10 protein-coding genes and 1 tRNA gene are annotated in these 17,401 nt (G+C 61.1%); 5 read left to right on the top strand and 6 right to left on the bottom strand.

Annotation, left to right across the window (positions count from 1 at the left end):
* Positions 1 to 28 precede the first annotated feature (28 nt).
* A complete protein-coding gene (locus tag BSF79_RS00910) occupies positions 29 to 634 on the top strand; it encodes a nucleotidyltransferase family protein (RefSeq protein ID WP_090266979.1) in 606 nt (201 codons plus the stop codon).
* Between the two features lie 30 nt (positions 635 to 664).
* On the opposite strand, the gene BSF79_RS00905 is transcribed toward BSF79_RS00910, so the two are convergent.
* The 3 genes from BSF79_RS00905 to BSF79_RS00895 form a co-directional block, all read right to left on the bottom strand.
* Positions 665 to 4,021, bottom strand: a complete 3,357-nt coding sequence (locus BSF79_RS00905) for a Hint domain-containing protein (RefSeq protein WP_090266974.1) — start codon at positions 4,019 to 4,021, stop codon at positions 665 to 667.
* Positions 4,022 to 4,561: 540 nt separating this feature from the next.
* Positions 4,562 to 7,900, bottom strand: a complete 3,339-nt coding sequence (locus BSF79_RS00900; protein ID WP_139246360.1) for a Hint domain-containing protein — start codon at positions 7,898 to 7,900, stop codon at positions 4,562 to 4,564.
* Between the two features lie 1,034 nt (positions 7,901 to 8,934).
* Positions 8,935 to 9,018, bottom strand: a tRNA-Leu gene (locus BSF79_RS00895).
* A gap of 226 nt (positions 9,019 to 9,244) precedes the next feature.
* On the opposite strand from BSF79_RS00895, the gene BSF79_RS00890 reads away from it, so the two are divergent.
* Positions 9,245 to 9,823 (top strand): YqaA family protein, encoded by a 579-nt coding sequence (locus BSF79_RS00890; RefSeq protein WP_090266971.1) that lies wholly within the window; start codon positions 9,245 to 9,247, stop codon positions 9,821 to 9,823.
* Positions 9,820 to 10,293, top strand: coding sequence for a disulfide bond formation protein B (locus BSF79_RS00885; RefSeq protein WP_090266968.1), 474 nt, complete (start codon positions 9,820 to 9,822; stop codon positions 10,291 to 10,293). The genes BSF79_RS00890 and BSF79_RS00885 overlap by 4 nt, the downstream gene beginning before the upstream one ends.
* Before the next feature lie 25 nt (positions 10,294 to 10,318).
* Here BSF79_RS00885 and BSF79_RS00880 read toward each other — a convergent pair whose 3' ends face one another.
* The gene (locus BSF79_RS00880) at positions 10,319 to 10,747 is read right to left on the bottom strand and encodes an Lrp/AsnC family transcriptional regulator (protein WP_090266964.1); all 429 of its coding nucleotides are present in this window, start codon (positions 10,745 to 10,747) and stop codon (positions 10,319 to 10,321) included.
* Between the two features lie 128 nt (positions 10,748 to 10,875).
* Here BSF79_RS00880 and rocF point away from each other — a divergent pair, with 128 nt between their 5' ends.
* Together rocF and BSF79_RS00870 are read left to right on the top strand one after the other, a co-directional pair.
* A complete protein-coding gene (gene rocF, locus BSF79_RS00875) occupies positions 10,876 to 11,793 on the top strand; it encodes an arginase (protein ID WP_090266960.1) in 918 nt (305 codons plus the stop codon).
* A 10-nt stretch (positions 11,794 to 11,803) separates the two neighbouring features.
* Positions 11,804 to 12,850, top strand: coding sequence for an ornithine cyclodeaminase (locus BSF79_RS00870; protein ID WP_090266956.1), 1,047 nt, complete (start codon positions 11,804 to 11,806; stop codon positions 12,848 to 12,850).
* Between the two features lie 50 nt (positions 12,851 to 12,900).
* Here BSF79_RS00870 and BSF79_RS00865 read toward each other — a convergent pair whose 3' ends face one another.
* A complete protein-coding gene (locus BSF79_RS00865) occupies positions 12,901 to 13,158 on the bottom strand; it encodes an EF-hand domain-containing protein (RefSeq protein WP_090266953.1) in 258 nt (85 codons plus the stop codon).
* 409 nt (positions 13,159 to 13,567) lie between these two features.
* Entirely contained in the window at positions 13,568 to 17,248 is a 3,681-nt protein-coding gene (locus BSF79_RS00860) for a vitamin B12-dependent ribonucleotide reductase (RefSeq protein WP_090266950.1), read from the bottom strand.
* Between the last annotated feature and the right edge of the window lie 153 nt (positions 17,249 to 17,401).

Genomic DNA, 17,401 nt, shown 5'->3' with positions numbered 1-17,401 from the left:
GGCACCCGCCCTTCGCCAAAGGCCAGCCATGCCCGAAACAACCGCCATTTTGCTGCTTGCCGCCGGCTCTTCCTCGCGGATGGGGCCGGGGCGCGACAAGCTGTTGGAACTGCTGGACGGTACACCGCTTCTGAGCCGGATGATCGCACGGGCCAGCGCCACGGGCCTTCCGGTCTGGGTCACATTGCCCGGTCCCGATCATGCGCGCGCGGCGGTGCTGACGGGCACAGGTGCCACGCCGGTTTGGGTTCGGAACGCGGCGCTTGGCATGTCCGCCTCGATCCGCGCCGGGGTGGCCGCGCTGCCGGATCACATAGAGGCCGTGATGATCCTGCCCGCCGACATGCCCGACCTAAGCCGTGACGACCTGCGTCAGGTCGCAGATTGTCGGCGTGATTTTCCGCCCGATGCGCTGATCCGCGGCAGCTCATCCGAGGGGCATCCCGGCCATCCGGTTCTGTTTCCACGCTGTTATTTCAATGACTTGCTGCAACTTGGCGGCGACGAAGGCGCGCGGGCGCTGTTGCGCCAGCACCGCGACCGCGTTCACCTGTGCCCCCTGCCCGACCAGCATGCGCTGACTGATCTGGACACGCCCGAAGCATGGGAAGTTTGGCGCGCCCGCCAATCCTGACGGCCACAACACAGCCAAGCGCTGGCGGATTTATCTCAGCAACACCCGTGCCTCTTGTGCGCTCAAGGTCGAACGAGCCGCTGGATATTTCCGTGTATCGGCCCCGTCCTGCAATGCAGGAAACAACGCAAAAAGCTCGTCTCGCTGTGCTTGATCCATGCCCATCAGGGTCAGATCACCGGGCTGAAAACTCTCGCTCCAGGCGCCATCGCCCTGAACGATCTGATGCTGATCGAACATGAAGTGCACATAGGTCACCGTGGGCAGGAGGATCTGTTCAACCCCTTCAAGACAGCGCAGGTGGATTGCGGCCACGAACACTTCTTCTTCGCCGAACCACAGCTGCGTGTCCGGGCCACTGATCAGCATTCGGTGCTGCGGCGAGACCAGCAAATCACGTTCGGGCAAGTGCGGCCCCAACACGCCCGCACTGATCAGCACCGGGCGCAGTTCGGGCTGGCGGATCAGATCCTGTTCGCACAATTCCTTGCGGCCGATCCAGCGCACCGGCTGAAATCCATCATCGCGGGTCAAGACCCGCTCGCCGACCTGCAATTCTCCGGCCCGGATCTCTCCGCGAATGGTCTTGATCCGGGTATTCATGGTAAAGCACGGAACATAAATGACATTTTCGATATCATCAAAGCGCAGGATCGAACCGTCGAGCCATTCGACGGTGCCACCTTCGGGGTCCAGCGCATCATAGGTGATCGTGGCGGGGCCGGTCACATGCAGGGTATCGCCCAGCGTTTCGCCGCCAGCACCGCCGTCGATCTGAAACGTCGTGGTATCCAGCAGGGTGTTGTCGACGTAAAACACGTCGTCGCCATCGCCGCCGGTGCCCAGATCGCCGCTGGACACGGTCAGCGTATCATTGCCGGCGCCACCGCTCAGCGTGTCGCCGCCTGCGCCGCCATCCAGCGCATCATCGCCAATTCCACCGTCCATCGAATCGTCGCCAAGCTCGCCCAAAACCTCGTCATTTCCGGCGCCGGCCAGCACGGTATCATTGCCTGCACCAGCCTGAATGATGTCGTCATCGCCGCTCTCGCCGGGCAGGTTGGCGTCGCCGCCGTCCACCACGTCGCCCTGCGGATCCCCGTCATAGCCCACGTCGATCAGGTCATCGCCGACCGAGCCCGATACGATCCCGTCCGAGGGCTCCGGCGGAATGCCGATCGCCTCGAGCTGTTGCGGCGAGGATACCGCCTCAGGCGCCACGCCGATCAGCGTCAGTTGCTCGCCATTGGGGAATCTGAGAACCGCGTTGCCCGCACCATCATCGCTGACCATGACATCGCCGGTATCGACCAGATTGCCATCCTGATCATGCAGCGCGCTGACGTCGAGCCGATCAACGCTGCTATAGCTGCCATCGGTGTTCAGGGTCGGGCCGCTGAACGCCTCGACCGTGTCAGAGCCGGACACATCGCCCAGCACCAGCGTATCGCTGCCGCTGCCCAGCACCAGATGTTCAACGCCCTCGAAGGTCGCGGTTGAAACGCCGTCGGAAATTGTGCCGACGCCTTGCAACGACGACGTCAGATCAATCGTCAGGTCATCGGTGACCGAGCTGATATCAAGGATATCCCCTGTGACCTCTTCCTGGCCTTCCATCTCGATCGTGTCGTTGCCGAAATCGTTTTCCAGCCGGATCGTATCGTCGCCATAGCCCGACCAGATATAATCGTCGCCCGTTCCGCCTTCGAGGGAATCGTTCCCATAGCTGGCGCGCATCCAGTCGTCGCCCGCGCCGCCGAACAGCGTGTCATCGCCGCGGTCGCCATTGACCCAATCGTCGCCATCGCCACCGTAAAACACGTCGGCGCCGTCGTATCCTTCAAACGAGTCAGCGCCGTCACCGCCAATGGCCAGATCGTCGCCAACCCCGCCATACATGATGTCATCGCCCGCGCCCCCCGCCAGCGTGTCATTGCCCTCGCCGCCTTCAAGCTGGTCATGGCCCAGCCCGCCTTCGATGGAATCGTCGCCCTCTCCGGCCAGAACCGTGTCGTCGCCAGCGCCCGCGATGATCACATCATCGTTCGATCCATCCAGCGCGTCTGCCGCATCGACCATGTCGCCATCAAGATCGCCAGTATAGAAGGTGTCGATGACATCGGCGCCATCCGTGCCTTCGACCACGTAATCCAGCCCGCCGTCGGGAATGCCCATCGCGATCAGTGCCGGGCGGCTGTCGATATCACCCGGTGCAATGCCGATCAGCGTCAAGCTTTCGCCGTTGGGAAAGCCCAACACCGCATTGCCCGCGCCATCATCACTGACGGTCACGTCCTGCGTATCCACCGGCGCGCCGGTGGCATCGGTCAGCCCGGCGACGTTCAGCTGATCATAGCCGGTATAGGTGCCGTTCCAGTTGTTGGTCGGCGCGGTGAAATTCTCGACCACCCGGGCGCCGCCCGCATCGCCCAACACCAGCGTATCGGTGCCCGCGCCCAGAACCAGGTTCTCGATCTCGGAAAAGCTGGTGGTGCCGGTGCCGTCGCTGACGGTGCCCGCCTCGGTGTCGGAGCCGCTGAGGTCGAAGGTCAGATCGCTGGTGACCGTGCTGGCGTCCAGCACATCGCCGCTGACTTCGCCGGTTTCGCCGCCGGTAATCGTATCGTTGCCGAACCCGTCGGTCAGCGTAATCGTATCATCGCCGCCGCCGCCAAGGATCACGTCATCGCCGGTCTCGCCGTTGATCTGATCGTTGCCGCCGCCGCCATCAATGGTGTCGTCGCCCGTCGTAATCTGATCGCCATCACTTGGATCGGTATAGCCCAGCGACATCACATCGCCGCCCGCAGATCCGGTCACGATCCCGTCCGCCGTGGGGCCATAAACCAGTTGGGAATAGTTGGCGTTGAACTGACCGTTGGCTGTCTCGATCGTGCCGGGATCAATCGTGCCATCGCCGTCGAAATCGGTATCGGTATACCGGTCTATGGTCAGCGACCCCAGATGGTCATTCGCATCCGTGCCCGGCGCGATCAGCAGCGAGTTGAGCGGTGGTGCGCCCGGATCGGAAGAGATCAGCACATTCGAGTTGAACCGGATATAGCTGTCGCCCAACCCATCCAGCGATGACTGCACGTTGGCATATTGGCCCGGATTCTGCGGCTCGTAAGTATAAAGAACGGTGCCGCTGTCGAAATCGGCCTGGCTGTCATAGACCCGGATCCCGACGATCCGCGCAGAGCCGTCAAGTTCACCATTGGGCTGTTCGTTTTCGACCAGAACCTCGATGATTTGCGTGTCGGAAAACGGCTGCGACCCGCCGGTGACGGTGATCTGCCCCTGCCCCTGATTGCCCGCGCCGGACAGCGCGTTGATGCTGGGATTTGCGACAACATCGATCCCGTAGGCAATGAATGACGTGCTCATGCGTCACCTCGGCTTTCCGAGGTGGATGCCGAAGGACGCCCGCATTCCGTTGCGCACAGCAGCGCGCGCCTGTTGGCGGTTTGCAAGCCTTGCCGTCGTGCGGTTATTGCCTGAATGCGTCTCATATCTGCCTCAACACCTGCTCGTTACACTCCGATGTCTGGCATCGGAACTCTGGACCCTACGTCACGTTCCTTTAGACAGGGTTTATTCGGCAAGAATTCGGCGGAATACGGGTCATTCCAGTACAGCACCCGCAAATTGCCCCGAACGCACCCCGTCATACGGGCAGGCACGCAACAAGACAAAATCGTTATTATTCAATGATCTGAAATCCGATCGCCGCTTTTGTGGGCAGTTTTGGCCACGCCAAACATGGCAAACATGCGTCACACACCGGGCACAAGGGGGCGAACATAAGCGCAGCCTTTGACAAGAAAAGCGCTCAGTTGACGGAAAAGGAGCACAGGCCCCCGGCTCCTTTTCCGGTCCCCGCCCGGTCAGACCGGAGGGGAACACTGCAAAGCCAACAACCGTGTGTTACCGGACCAAAAGCTGCACTTCATGCCGCTTCAAAGACCGCCGCGCCGAGTGGTATCCCTTGATCCCGTCCTGTGTCGCCAGTTCGGGGAAGAGTTCCAGAATCTCGTTGCGCTGCGCGTTTCCAATCCCTGCCAGCGTATAATCGCCGGGCTGGAAGCTTTCGGTCCAGGCGCCGTTCGACAACACCACTTCGTGCTGATCGAACATGAAGTGGATATAGGTCGTGCTTACCACGTTCACTTCCTGAATGCCTGCGCCGCCGATCAGATGCTTGGCCGCCGCAAGAACTTCGCGCTCTTCAAAGTACAGCGCGGCTTTGTCGTTGTTGACCAGCATCCGGTGGTTCGGGCTGACCAGCATATCCCGCTCGGGCAGATCATTGCCAAGCGCCCCGGCCCGGATCAGGACCGGTTTCAGGTGCGGTGCCCGCGCCAGTTCAAGCCCGGTCATCTGACGCGCGCCAACCCAGCGGATTTCCTGAATGCCGTTGTCACGGGTGATGATCCGGTCGCCTTCGCGCAGTTCTTCGACCAGACGCTCGCCTCTGGGCGTGGCAATCGTGGTGCCCGGCGTGAAGCAGGGAATGACGTTTTCGATGTTCTGGAACGCCATCGTCCCGGTCGAGGCGCCAGTTGCGTCGAAATATTCAACCGTGCCGTTTTCGGGATTGGTCTCATAGGTGACGTGCAGGGATCCGCCCGTTTCGGTGGTTCCGCGCAGATCCAGCGTATCGAAATCGTCGCCGCCTTCGTTACCGTCAACGAAATCATTGATATTGGCCCCAAGGAACGTGTCGCGATCATCACCGCCGCTTAGCGAATCCTCGCCAATGCCGCCGATCAGCGTGTCGTTGCCAGCGCCGCCATCCATCGTGTCGTTGTCGGCACCCGCCGTGACCGCGCCGTGGCTGGTATAGTCACCGCCATCGCCGCCGACCAGCATGTCATCACCGGCACCACCGGACACCAGATCGGAACCGGCGCCGCCGTACAGCCGGTCAAACCCGCGTCCGCCGCTCAGCGTGTCGTCGCCGCCTTCGCCGACCAGAACGTCGTCGCCCAACTCGCCGTACACAAGGTCATTGTCCGCACCGGCATAAATGACGTCGTCGCTGTTGCCGCCATAAATGGTGTCATCGCCTTCATAACCGAGCACCGCATCGCGGTTGTCACCGCGCACCGGCCCGCCCAGAATTTCGACGAAAGTACCGGGATAATCGGCATCGTCGGGGCTGTCGGTGAAGACCTCAAGCGAATCCACGTGGTCGATCCGGTCCCCTTCGGGGTCGCCGACATACGCCACATCGATCAGGTCATCGCCTGCCGTGCCCTCGACCACACCATCAAGCCCGGAGGCGTCGGCAATCACCACCTGTTCGATATTGATGAAGCGCACATCGGCACCGACGATCGGGTCGCCTGCACTATCAAGGAAGGTGATGATCCCGGCTTCGCTTGCCGGGTCACCGCCGTCATAGGTCACCGTCGCCGGGCCCCAGACGTTCAGCGTATCGAAATCGTCGCCGCCTTCGCCGCCATCAACGTAATCTGTCTGACCGGCATAGAAGACATCGCGGTCATCGCCACCAAACAGTTCGTTGGTGCCGGTGCCCGACAGAATTTCATCGTTGCCAGCGCCGCCTTCAATCATATCGTCGCCGTCGCCACCCGACAGGTGGTCATCGCCCGCGCCGCCATAAAGGCTGTCGTCGCCGACATCGCCAAACACGCTATCGTCGCCCGCACCGCCCAACAACGTATCATCGCCATCGTTGCCGGTCAGCGTGTCGCTGTCGTTGCCACCGTCGATGTAATCCGCACCGATATCACCGTCGATATAGTCATCCCCGTCGCGGCCATAGGCGGTATCATCGCCCTCGCCCAGTTCGCCAAGGTCGTCGCCCTCTTCGAGGTTTACAAAGTCGTTGCCGGCGCCGCCATAAACCTCGTCGTCGCCCGCGCCGCCGATCACCAGATCGTCGCCGTCATTGGCGTTGATCGAATCGTCGCCTTCCTGGCCAAGGATGGTGTCGTCGCCAACACCGGCATCAACCAGATCATTGCCCACACCGGCATAGATACGGTCGTCGCCCAGGTTCGAGATGATGCTGTCATCGCCTGCACCGGCGATCACCAGATCGTCGTCCGGCGCCGCCCCCGGCAGGATCGCATCGCTGGCGTCGATCATGTCGCCATCCGGATCCCCGGTATAGTTGACGTCGATGACCTCGCCCGCTGCGGTACCCTGAACAATTCCGTCAGGCCCGCCGGTTGAATCGGTGATGATCGTTTCGATATTGCGGAACGACACCGTCTCGCCGGTGTCGAGGAAGGTAACAACACCGTCCTCGTGATCATCGCTTGTGTATTCGATATAGACCGGGCCTTTGCCGGTCAGGTCCAGACGGTCGAAATCCACGCCACCTTCGTCACCGTCGACGCGGTCGATATCCGTGACGTCGTTGAACAGATCCTGATCGTCGCCACCAAACATCCGGTCGCGGCCTTCGTCGCCATAAATCGTATCGTCGCCGACGCCGGCAAATACCGTGTCATTGCCATCATCCGCGTGCACCAGATCGTCGTTCGGTCCGGCCGCCGGGTCGATCGCATCGTCGTTGTCGATCATGTCGCCTTCGGGATCGCCGGTATAGAGCACGTCGATCACGTCGTCGCCTGCGGTGCCTTCTACAATCCCGTCCAGTTCAATGGGATCGGCGGGCACGGTCGAAAAATGCACATCGCTGACATAGACCCGCTGAGCGTCATCGCCCAGATTGGCATATTCAATCTCGATCCGTGCCACCGGGCCTTCGATGCTGACCAGTGCCGAGGCATCGGCGTCAGTCGGGCTGTAGCTGTCGGGATCGTCAGAATAAACCCGATCCGGCCCAAGGGTCACATCGGCGCCGGGGGTGAAGACCACAGGCACTTCGTTGCCGTCGGCGTCATAGGCGTGAATAATGACCTTGTCGAAGTGGCTGCCCGCCACGTTGTCCGGGTCGGCGCCGCCATCAATGTCGTTCAGGCGGAAGCTGACGTTCTGGACACTGTCGCTGAAGGCATCGTCGCTCGCCGTAAAATCAAGCGTCGTCACCGAGGTCGTGTCAATTCCGCCCTCGCCGCCCAGCCCCAGAAGCTTCAGAGCCGAGTTGGGATCGAAAGCCTCGCCCGGGGCCACATAGTTGTCCGTGTTCACAGTGAACGCGGTGGCCCCCTCGTCAACGGCCGCAAAGCCCACGTTAACCGCGACACCGCCGGTCTCAACGGTTGTCGTACCACTTACACCGGTGCCATACGCACCCAACAGTGACCAATCTAGAACCAAGTCAGCCATTTTTACCCTCTTTCACCATTGCGACGGGGGCGTTCCCCATACAGCACAGACAAAGTGTTCAACTGAACGACACTCCGCCCGAAACCAAATTTTCACGCTATCCATCGTGTTTTGGCACAAGATACACTTTCCCCGCCCCGTTCCCACGTGGAACAGGCCAACTCGACGAGCCGAGCAGCTGAAAACCAGCAAATCCGCCGCGCCGTCGTGCATCCGACCGGATGAATAACATTTTTTTTGGCCGCCCCCGCAGCCAGCAGACTTCAGCCCCCCAGTTGGGCTGTACTCAAACTATCCGAGGCGCCGCGTCGCACAAAGCGAAGAATTTCACACAAATGCCCAAGTTCTCGCGGTCGCGGCAATTTTCTGCAAACGCATTGGTTCCATATCCGGGAAAGTTATCCACAGACTCCGTCCAGTTTTCTGTGGATTATCCCACCTGATGAAAATAATTTCTGCCGATACGGGAAATTTTCGCGCCTAGGTTGCTGAACTGTTTCCATGCCAGAGACCGGGATCACCTTAACCTTTCGGGCGAATTTTTGTCATCTTTGAGACGAACCGAAAACTTTACGTTAAGTAAACGGAACCAATCTCCTGAAATTAAGGGGATTATTTGCCCTCTTGGAACATGCGACCTGCCCTTGCGTCAGGTATTGGGCCGAATCAATCAGGGTGAAACCGACGAGAACACGCGAAATTTGGCAAAATTGTGGTCGCCCAAGGCCGAAGGCAACAACCCGCCCCTATGAATACCGCTATCGGATGAACGTTGCTGACCTCAAGACCCGGAAACATGCGGCGAAGATCCCGGCAGTTGGGCTCGCTTGACTGGCGGCGTGCTGTCCGCCCGGCAGGCATTTGGCCCCACTGTACGGTTGCTCTCTAGTGACCTTGGATGCGGTCGGATCAGCCTTGAACGGGTCGGCGTGTCGGTCGCGGGGGCATCGCGGCCTTCGGGCGATCAATGCTCTGCCGCCCTGGGCGTGTGAACGTCCTGTAATATAGCAACAGAAATAACTGAAAGAGTTGGCTGGTACCCAAGGCCGGACTCGAACCGGCACGCCTCGCGGCGGGGGATTTTGAATCCCCTGCGTCTACCATTCCGCCACTTGGGCACGCGACGGGATCTCTAGCGCGCTCTTGCTGCCTCGTCCAGAGGCAAAGTGCGCCGTTTTCACACTTCTGTTGCATCCAGCGCGCGCCTTGCGCACCGCCCGCAAGACTGCTGCGTTCCTGCCAGGTTCCTGAGCCCGTAATCAGACCCCGCCACAATCAGGCTAAATTCGGTTGACCCCAGCCCGCCCGCGTGGCGTAACACTGGGAAACAAAGGTGCGAACGGCATGCTGACCTCTCTCTACCGCTGGACCATGTCATTGGCCGAGCACCCCCGCGCCCTTTGGGCACTGGCGCTGATCGCCTTTATCGAGGCGTCAGTGTTTCCGATCCCGCCCGATGTTCTGATGATCCCGATGATCTTGGCCCGGCCCTCGCGCGCTTGGCTGATCGCCGGGGTGGCGCTGGTGGCCTCGGTGCTGGGCGGGCTGCTTGGCTATGCGATCGGGGCGCTGTTCTATGAACAACTGGGCCGTCCGATCCTTGAAACCATGGGCAAGACCGACGCCATCGCCGAATTCAACACCCGTTTCAATTCGTTCGGATTCTGGCCGGTGCTGATCGCGGGCATGACCCCCTTCCCGTTCAAGGTGATCACCATCATGTCGGGCTGGACCGGCCTGCCGCTGGTCACGTTCGTCGTTACATCAATCATCGCCCGCGGCGTGCGGTTTTACCTGGTGGCGGCGTTGCTGTGGAAATACGGCCCCCCCATTCGTGATTTCATCGAGCGGCGCTTGGGCTTGATGATCACCCTCTTCCTGCTCATCCTGCTGGGCGGCTTCTTTTTGGTGAGATACCTATGATCCTTGACCGTAAAACCCTCATGCTGATCGCGGCCCTTGGCTCTGCCCTGCTACTGGGCGGCGCGTTTGTGTTTCAGTTCCTCGGATATCCGCCCTGCGCGATGTGCCTGTGGCAACGCTGGCCGCATGCGGCGGCGATCGTGATCGGGCTGATGGCCTTTGCCCTGCCGACGCAAACCCACCGGGCGCTGGCCCTGTTGGGGGCACTGGCCGCCGCAATCACCGGCGGGCTTGGCGTTTATCACACCGGGGTCGAGCGCGGATGGTGGCAAGGTCCGACCAGTTGCACCTCGTCCGGCGGCTTGAACGGGCTGACCGGCGGCGATCTTCTGTCAACGGTCGGCCCAAAGCTGGTGCTGTGCGATCAGGTCAGCTGGCAGTTGTTCGGCCTGTCGATGGCCAGCTGGAATGCGCTGGCCTCGTTCGTGCTGGTGGCGATCTGGATCTGGGCGGCACGCCGCCCAGCCTGATCTACCCAGCCCGATCTGCCCGACCTCAGACCCCGGATTTCCGTGTCGCCAGCAGCAGGTTCGTTTCGCTGACCGAAATCCCGTCCAGCCGCCGGATCGCCGTCAGCGCCGCGTCCAACTCCTCCAGCGTGCGTGTGCCCAGCTCCACAATCAGATCCCAACGGCCATTGGTGGTATGAACCGCCCGCACCTCGGCCATGCCGGTCAGTTGCCGCACGATCCGATCCGCGCCGCGCCCCTCGATCCCCACCATCATCAGCCCGCGCACCGGATCGCGCGCCACATCGCCGCGCGTGACCACGCTGAAGCCGACAATCTCTCCGCGTTGCTGCAACCGCTCGATCCGCCCGCGCACCGTGGTCCGCGACACGCCCAGCTGATCCGACAGCGTTGACAAAGACGCCCGCGCATCATGCCTGAGCGCCGAAATCAGCGCTTGATCCAAATCATCCATTTCGGGCGTTTCTCCATCCGTTTTGAAATATTTACAGCCATTTTGTACAAATTATCGGCTTCACTCCACCCCAATTCGACTCCAAAACCCTATTCAACCTCTTCATCCCCGGTAACAGGACAGACCCTATGCAACATTGCATCCTCGTCGGTGCCCCCGTCGACAGCGGAAAACGCCGCCCCGGCTGCCTGATGGGCCCCGATTCCTATCGCACCGCCAATCTGACCCGCGCCCTGCGCGATCTGGGCCATCACGTAACCGATATGGGCAATCTCAAGCCCGCGCCCTTTCCGGCGGAAACCGACGCGCATCTGTATGCCCGCAACGAAACCATCGGCTGGACCAAAACCCTGACCGCCGCCGCCCAAAACGCGATGGCGCTTGGCGTGCCGATCTTCATGGGTGGCGATCACAGCTTGTCGCTGGGCACAGTCGCGGGCGTTGCCGCGCATGCCGCCGCGCACGACCGGCCGCAATTTGTGCTCTGGCTTGATGCCCACAGCGATTTCCACACGCCCAAGACCACAACGTCGGGCAATCTGCACGGCACACCGCTGGCCTATGTCACCGGGCGCGACGGGTTTGATGGCTTTCCGCGCGTGCCCGCCCCGGTGCCCGAGGATAACATCTGCATCATCGGCCTGCGCTCGGTCGATGCGCCTGAACGGACAGCGTTGCAGGCCAGCAATATCCACCGCCACGACATGCGCGAAATTGACGAAACCGGCATTGCCGTCCCCCTCGCCGCGTTCCTCAGCCGTGTCGCCAAGGCGAACGGCGCATTGCATGTCTCGCTGGATGTCGATTTCCTTGACCCGTCCGTGGCCCCCGCCGTCGGCACCACCGTCCCCGGCGGCGCCACTGCCCGCGAGGCGCATCTGGTGATGGAAATGCTGCATGATAGCGGGTTGATGACCTCGCTCGATCTGGTTGAACTCAACCCATTTCTGGATGAGCGCGGCCGCACCGCCCAGTTGATGGTCGATCTGGCGGCCTCGGCCTTGGGTCGCCGCGTCTTCGACCGCCCCACCCGCGCTTACGCCTGAGGACCCCAACATGACCACTCCTTCCTCCAAGGCCCTCGTGCCTTTCGTCTCGGTTGATCACATGATGCAGCTGGTGCATCACATCGGCCTGCCCGCGATGCTGCGCGGTCTGGCTGACTATATCGAGGATGATTTCCGCCGCTGGGCCGACTTTGACAAAACCCCGCGCATCGCCAGCCATTCGGCCGACGGCGTGATCGAGCTGATGCCAACCTCGGACAGCGAATCTTACGGGTTCAAATACGTCAACGGCCACCCCAAGAACATGAAGAATGGCCTGCAAACCGTTACAGCATTTGGACTTTTGGCAGATATGGATACCGGGTATCCGGTTCTTCTGACCGAAATGACCCTGCTGACGGCCCTGCGCACGGCGGCCACCTCGGCCCTCGTCGCGCGCTATCTGGCGCCGAAAAATGCCACCACAATGGCAATGATCGGCAACGGGGCGCAGTCTGAATTCCAAAGTCTGGCGATGCAGGCGATCTGCGGCATCACCCATGTGCGGCTCTATGATATCGACCCCGCCGCCACCGCCAAGGTCGTGCGCAACCTGACCGGCACCGGCCTGCATGTCACCGCCTGCACCACGCCGGAACAAGCCATCGAGGGCGCACAGATCCTGACCACCTGCACTGCCGACAAGCAACAGGCCACCATCCTGACCGACAACATGGTCGGCGCGGGCGTGCATATCAACGCCATCGGCGGCGACTGCCCCGGCAAGACCGAACTGGCCGCGGCGATCCTGCATCGCTCTGATATATTTGTGGAATATCCGCCGCAAACCCGGATCGAGGGCGAGATTCAGCAACTTGCAGCCGATCATCCGGTAACGGAAATCTGGCAAGTGATCACTGGCGCCGCCACCGGCCGCCGCGATGCCCGTCAGATCACCCTGTTCGACAGCGTCGGCTTCGCGACCGAGGATTTCAGCGCCCTGCGTTATATCCGCGATCAGATCCAGGGCAGCGCATTCTTTCAGCCGCTTGACCTGCTGGCCGACCCCGACGACCCGCGCGACCTGTATGGTATGCTGACCCGCGCGGCCAACTGAGCCCGCAGAAACAGACGGCCCCCGGAGATGCGCCGGGGACCGCCCTTGCCTCAGCTGTCTGATGGCATTTTGATCAGCCCGGCCTCTTGCGCTGCGGTAGTTTCGGCATCATCCAGCGCCCCATCGCCGTTGGCATCCATGGTGACAAAGGTTTCCTCCGTCACTTCGGGGTGAACCGCCTGCACCTCGTCGAGGGTCAAAATCCCGTCGCCGTTGGCATCCATCCCCGAAACGCCTGCCCCCATTGCCAGCGCAGAGGTCGCCGCAGCAATCAGCACAGCCGTCAGTCCTGTCATGGTCTTGGTCATGTTCTCGTCTCCTGTGAACGTTGTCGCGAAGGTTCAGTCCTTCAGGACACATCTGGCGCCGCGCCACGATCCGCGTCCATCACGGGCACTGCTCCCCGGCCAAACCTGCCAAAACATGCCGGATTGCCCCAAAACCGACGGCGAACAGACGCCGGGCAAAATCCTGCCGCGCCAGTTTCAGCGGGAAATCTCCACGCGGAGATACAATTTAAGCGGGAACTGGCTCTGTTGCGGGGCAGATGCACGGCGGCGAAACATCGCCACGCCCGCGACTCAGCCGAATCGACAGAAAAACGGGGGGCACAAGGCCCCCCAGTTTCGCCGCTCAGGCTACTCTATAGTTTACCGCTCGTTTTTTGCCTGTGGCCTGAGCGTCGTCGGGGCAAGCGCACTTGCCCCGTGACCCGTGTCAGCTACACCCGCTTGTCCCGCCGCAGGTGTTGCATTTCATGCAGGTGCCGTTGCGCACCAGCGTGTAGTTTCCGCAATCGCCGCAGGCCTCGCCCTCATAGCCCTGCATCTTTGCCTTGGCGCGCGCGTCCATCGTGATCGCACCCGACGAGATCGCCGTGGTGGCGGTCATCGTCACCGTGCCGGGGGCCGCCGAAGTTGCGGGCACCAGCGTTTGCAACGCTGCCACCGGATCGGTCCCCGTCAGGGCCATGCCGCCCATCGTCTGACCGCCTTGCAGCACCACCAACTCTTGCGGGAAGCGCTTGCGCAGATACCCGGTCGAGCTGATCTGCCTAAGCACCTCCAGCGATTTCGACGCCGCAGTTTCGCTCAGCTCTTCGACGTTCGACACGCCTTCTTCAGCGCCACGCCCCAGATCGTCAAACGCGGCTCCTTGCGGTTTGACATGCGCCAGATCGGTCCGATCCAGATATGACACCGCCAGTTCGCGGAAGATATAGTCCAGGATCGAGGTCGCATTCTTGATGCTGTCGTTGCCCTGCACCATGCCGGCCGGTTCGAACTTGGTGAAGGTGAACGCGTCCACGAACTCTTCCAGCGGCACGCCGTATTGCAGGCCCACCGAAACCGCGATGGCGAAGTTGTTCATCATCGCCCGGAAACCGGCGCCTTCCTTGTGCATGTCGATGAAGATCTCACCCAGGGTGCCATCCTCATACTCGCCGGTGCGCAGGTACACTTTGTGCCCGCCGACATTGGCCTTCTGGGTATAGCCCTTGCGCCGCTGCGGCATCTTCTCGCGGTGGGATTTGATGATCTCCTTGACGATCACCTTCTCCACGATCTTTTCCGCCAGAACCACGGCCTTTTCCTGTGCCGATCCGCTTTCCAGAATCTCGGCGGCCTCGTCATCATCCTCGATCAGCGCTGACGCCAAAGGCTGGCTCAGCTTCGATCCGTCGCGATACAGCGCATTCGCCTTGATCCCCAGCGACCAGCTCAGCTCATAGGCTTTCTGACAATCGGTGATCGTCGCGTCGTTGGGCATGTTGATCGTCTTGCTGATCGCCCCCGAGATGAACGACTGCGCCGCGGCCATCATGGTGATGTGGCTGTTGACGCTCAGATACCGCTTGCCCTTCTTGCCGCAGGCATTGGCGCAATCGAAGATGTGGTAATGCTCTTCCTTCAGATGCGGCGCACCTTCCAGCGTCATCGTCCCGCAAACATGGTCGTTGGCGGCCTCGATGTCGTGGCGGCTATAGCCAAGATGGCGCAGCAGATCGAAGGTCGGGTCGTTCAGTTTTTCGGTCGGGATGCCCAGCACATTGGTGCAGAACTCGGTGCCCAGCGTCCACTGGTTGAACACGAACCGGATATCGAAGGCCGAGCCAAGCGCCGCTTCGACCTTTTCGATCTCGTTGCTGCCAAAGCCATGGCCGATCAGGCTGGTGTGGTTGATCCCCGGCGCATTGCCGATGCTGCCATGCCCCACCGCATAAGAAACGATCTCTTCGATCTGAGCCGAGCCATAGCCCAGGTTTTCCAGTGCCGCTGGCACCGACTGGTTGATGATCTTGAAGTATCCGCCACCGGCCAGCTTCTTGAACTTCACCAGCGCGAAATCCGGCTCGATGCCTGTTGTGTCACAATCCATCACCAGACCGATCGTGCCCGTCGGGGCAATTACCGATACCTGCGCGTTGCGGAACCCGTGCGCTTCACCCAGCTTCAGCGCCTCGTCCCAGCTGGTCAGCGCCAGCTCTGTCAGACGTGCGTCGGGGCAATTCGCCAGATCCAGCGGCACCGGCTTGATCGCCAGCGTCTCATAGCCCTCAGTCGCGCCATAGGCAGCGGTGCGGTGGTTGCGGATCACCCGCAGCATGTGTTCGCGGTTGCGAGCATAGCCGTCAAACGCGCCCAACTCGCCGGCAATCTCGGCCGAGGTGGCATAAGCCACACCGGTCATGACCGCCGTCAGCGCGCCACACAGCGCCCGGCCCTCGTCGCTGTCATAGCCAAAGCCCATGTTCATCAGCAGACCGCCGATGTTGGCATAGCCAAGGCCCAGCGTGCGGAAATCATACGACAGCTGTGCGATCTCTTTCGACGGGAACTGCGCCATCGTCACGCTGATTTCCAGCGTCAGCGTCCACAGACGGGTCGCATGCATGTAATCCTCGGCCTGAAACACCCCGTCCTTCAGGAAGGTCAGCAGGTTCATCGAGGCCAGGTTGCATGCCGTATCGTCCAGGAACATATATTCCGAGCACGGATTCGAGCCGCGAATGGCGCCATCTTCCGGGCAGGTGTGCCAGGCGTTGACGGTGTCATGATACTGGATCCCCGGATCGGCACAGGCCCAGGCCGCGTGGCCGATGTCTTCCCACAGATCGCGCGCCTTGATGGTCTTGGCGACCTTACCGTCGGTGCGGCGGATCAGCTCCCAATCGGCATCGTCTTCAACCGCTTTCAGGAAGGCATCCGTGACCCGAACCGAGTTGTTCGAGTTCTGGCCGGAAACGCTTGCATAGGCCTCGCTATCCCAATCGGTGTCGTATGTCGGAAACTCGATGCTGCCATAACCCTGCTTGGCATAATCCAGCACGCGCTTGACATAAGTTTCTGGGATCGCGACCTTTTTGGCGGCGCGAATGGCGTCTTTCAGCTGAAGGTTCTTGCTGGGATCAACCGAATCATCGCTGCTGCCGTCCCAGCCCTTGATCGCGGCAAAGATCAGGTTCAGCTTTTCTTCGTGCATCTTTGACCCGGCGACGATCGAGGCAACTTTCTGTTCCTCTTTCACCTTCCAGTTGATGTATTCCTGAATATCCGGGTGATCCGCATCCACGATCACCATCTTGGCCGCGCGCCGCGTGGTGCCGCCCGATTTGATCGCGCCCGCGGCCCGGTCACCGATCTTAAGGAACCCCATCAGGCCCGACGATTTTCCGCCGCCAGACAGGCTTTCCCCCGCCGCCCGCAGGCTGCTGAAGTTGGTGCCGGTGCCCGAGCCGTATTTGAACAGACGCGCCTCGCGGACCCACAGGTCCATGATGCCGCCATCGCCCACCAGATCGTCCTTCACCCCTTGAATAAAGCAGGCATGCGGCTGCGGGTGCTCATAGCTCGACGCCGATTTGGTCAGCTCTTTGGTCTGATAATCCACATAATAATGTCCCTGCGCCGGGCCATCGATGCCATAGGCCCAATGCAGGCCGGTGTTGAACCACTGCGGGCTGTTCGGTGCGGCGCGCTGGGTCGCCAGCATGAACCGCATCTCATCATAATAGGCGCGCGCGTCTTCCTCGGTGCTGAAATATCCACCCTTCCAACCCCAATAGGCCCAGGCCCCCGCCAGACGGTCAAACACCTGCTTGGCGCTTGTTTCGCCGCCCAGTTCAACCGATTTCGACGCCGGAACCGAACGCCACAGGAACTCGGGCACGCCTTTTTCGGCCACCGTCTTCATTTTCACCGGCACGCCGGCCTTGCGGAAATATTTCTGCGCAATCACATCAGAGGCCACCTGGCTCCAGCTCGAGGGCACTTCGACCTCGTCCAGCCGGAACACCACAGTGCCATCAGGGTTGCGGATCTCGGAGACCGTCGTGACGAAATCCAGATCGGCATATGCGTCCTGACCGGCTTTGGTGAACTTTCTTTCGATTTTCATGCGTGCTGCCCCATATTTCCAGCTTTTTGTCTCAAAACCGGGTGTCTTTGCCCCCGGCGCCAAGCTGAAACAACGTGCGCAGACAAGTCTTCATCAGCAAAACCGCACCGCAGCTGCACCAGAATTCGGGCCATCGCCCGGCAATCAAAAGAT

The sequence above is a fragment of the Thalassovita taeanensis genome (assembly GCF_900110775.1).
GTDB lineage: Bacteria > Pseudomonadota > Alphaproteobacteria > Rhodobacterales > Rhodobacteraceae > Litorimicrobium > Litorimicrobium taeanense.
Note: the sequence above shows the minus strand (reverse complement) of the source record. Positions and strands in the feature narration are given on the sequence as shown.

Excerpts from the sequence above, each read along its gene's own strand:
- BSF79_RS00910 (WP_090266979.1), top strand. The coding sequence starts at position 29 with ATGCCCGAAACAACCGCCATTTTGCTGCTTGCCGCCGGCTCTTCCTCG.
- BSF79_RS00905 (WP_090266974.1), bottom strand. The coding sequence starts at position 4,021 with ATGAGCACGTCATTCATTGCCTACGGGATCGATGTTGTCGCAAATCCC.
- BSF79_RS00900 (WP_139246360.1), bottom strand. The coding sequence starts at position 7,900 with ATGGCTGACTTGGTTCTAGATTGGTCACTGTTGGGTGCGTATGGCACC.
- BSF79_RS00890 (WP_090266971.1), top strand. The coding sequence starts at position 9,245 with ATGCTGACCTCTCTCTACCGCTGGACCATGTCATTGGCCGAGCACCCC.
- BSF79_RS00885 (WP_090266968.1), top strand. The coding sequence starts at position 9,820 with ATGATCCTTGACCGTAAAACCCTCATGCTGATCGCGGCCCTTGGCTCT.
- BSF79_RS00880 (WP_090266964.1), bottom strand. The coding sequence starts at position 10,747 with ATGGATGATTTGGATCAAGCGCTGATTTCGGCGCTCAGGCATGATGCG.
- rocF (WP_090266960.1), top strand. The coding sequence starts at position 10,876 with ATGCAACATTGCATCCTCGTCGGTGCCCCCGTCGACAGCGGAAAACGC.
- BSF79_RS00870 (WP_090266956.1), top strand. The coding sequence starts at position 11,804 with ATGACCACTCCTTCCTCCAAGGCCCTCGTGCCTTTCGTCTCGGTTGAT.
- BSF79_RS00865 (WP_090266953.1), bottom strand. The coding sequence starts at position 13,158 with ATGACCAAGACCATGACAGGACTGACGGCTGTGCTGATTGCTGCGGCG.
- BSF79_RS00860 (WP_090266950.1), bottom strand. The coding sequence starts at position 17,248 with ATGAAAATCGAAAGAAAGTTCACCAAAGCCGGTCAGGACGCATATGCC.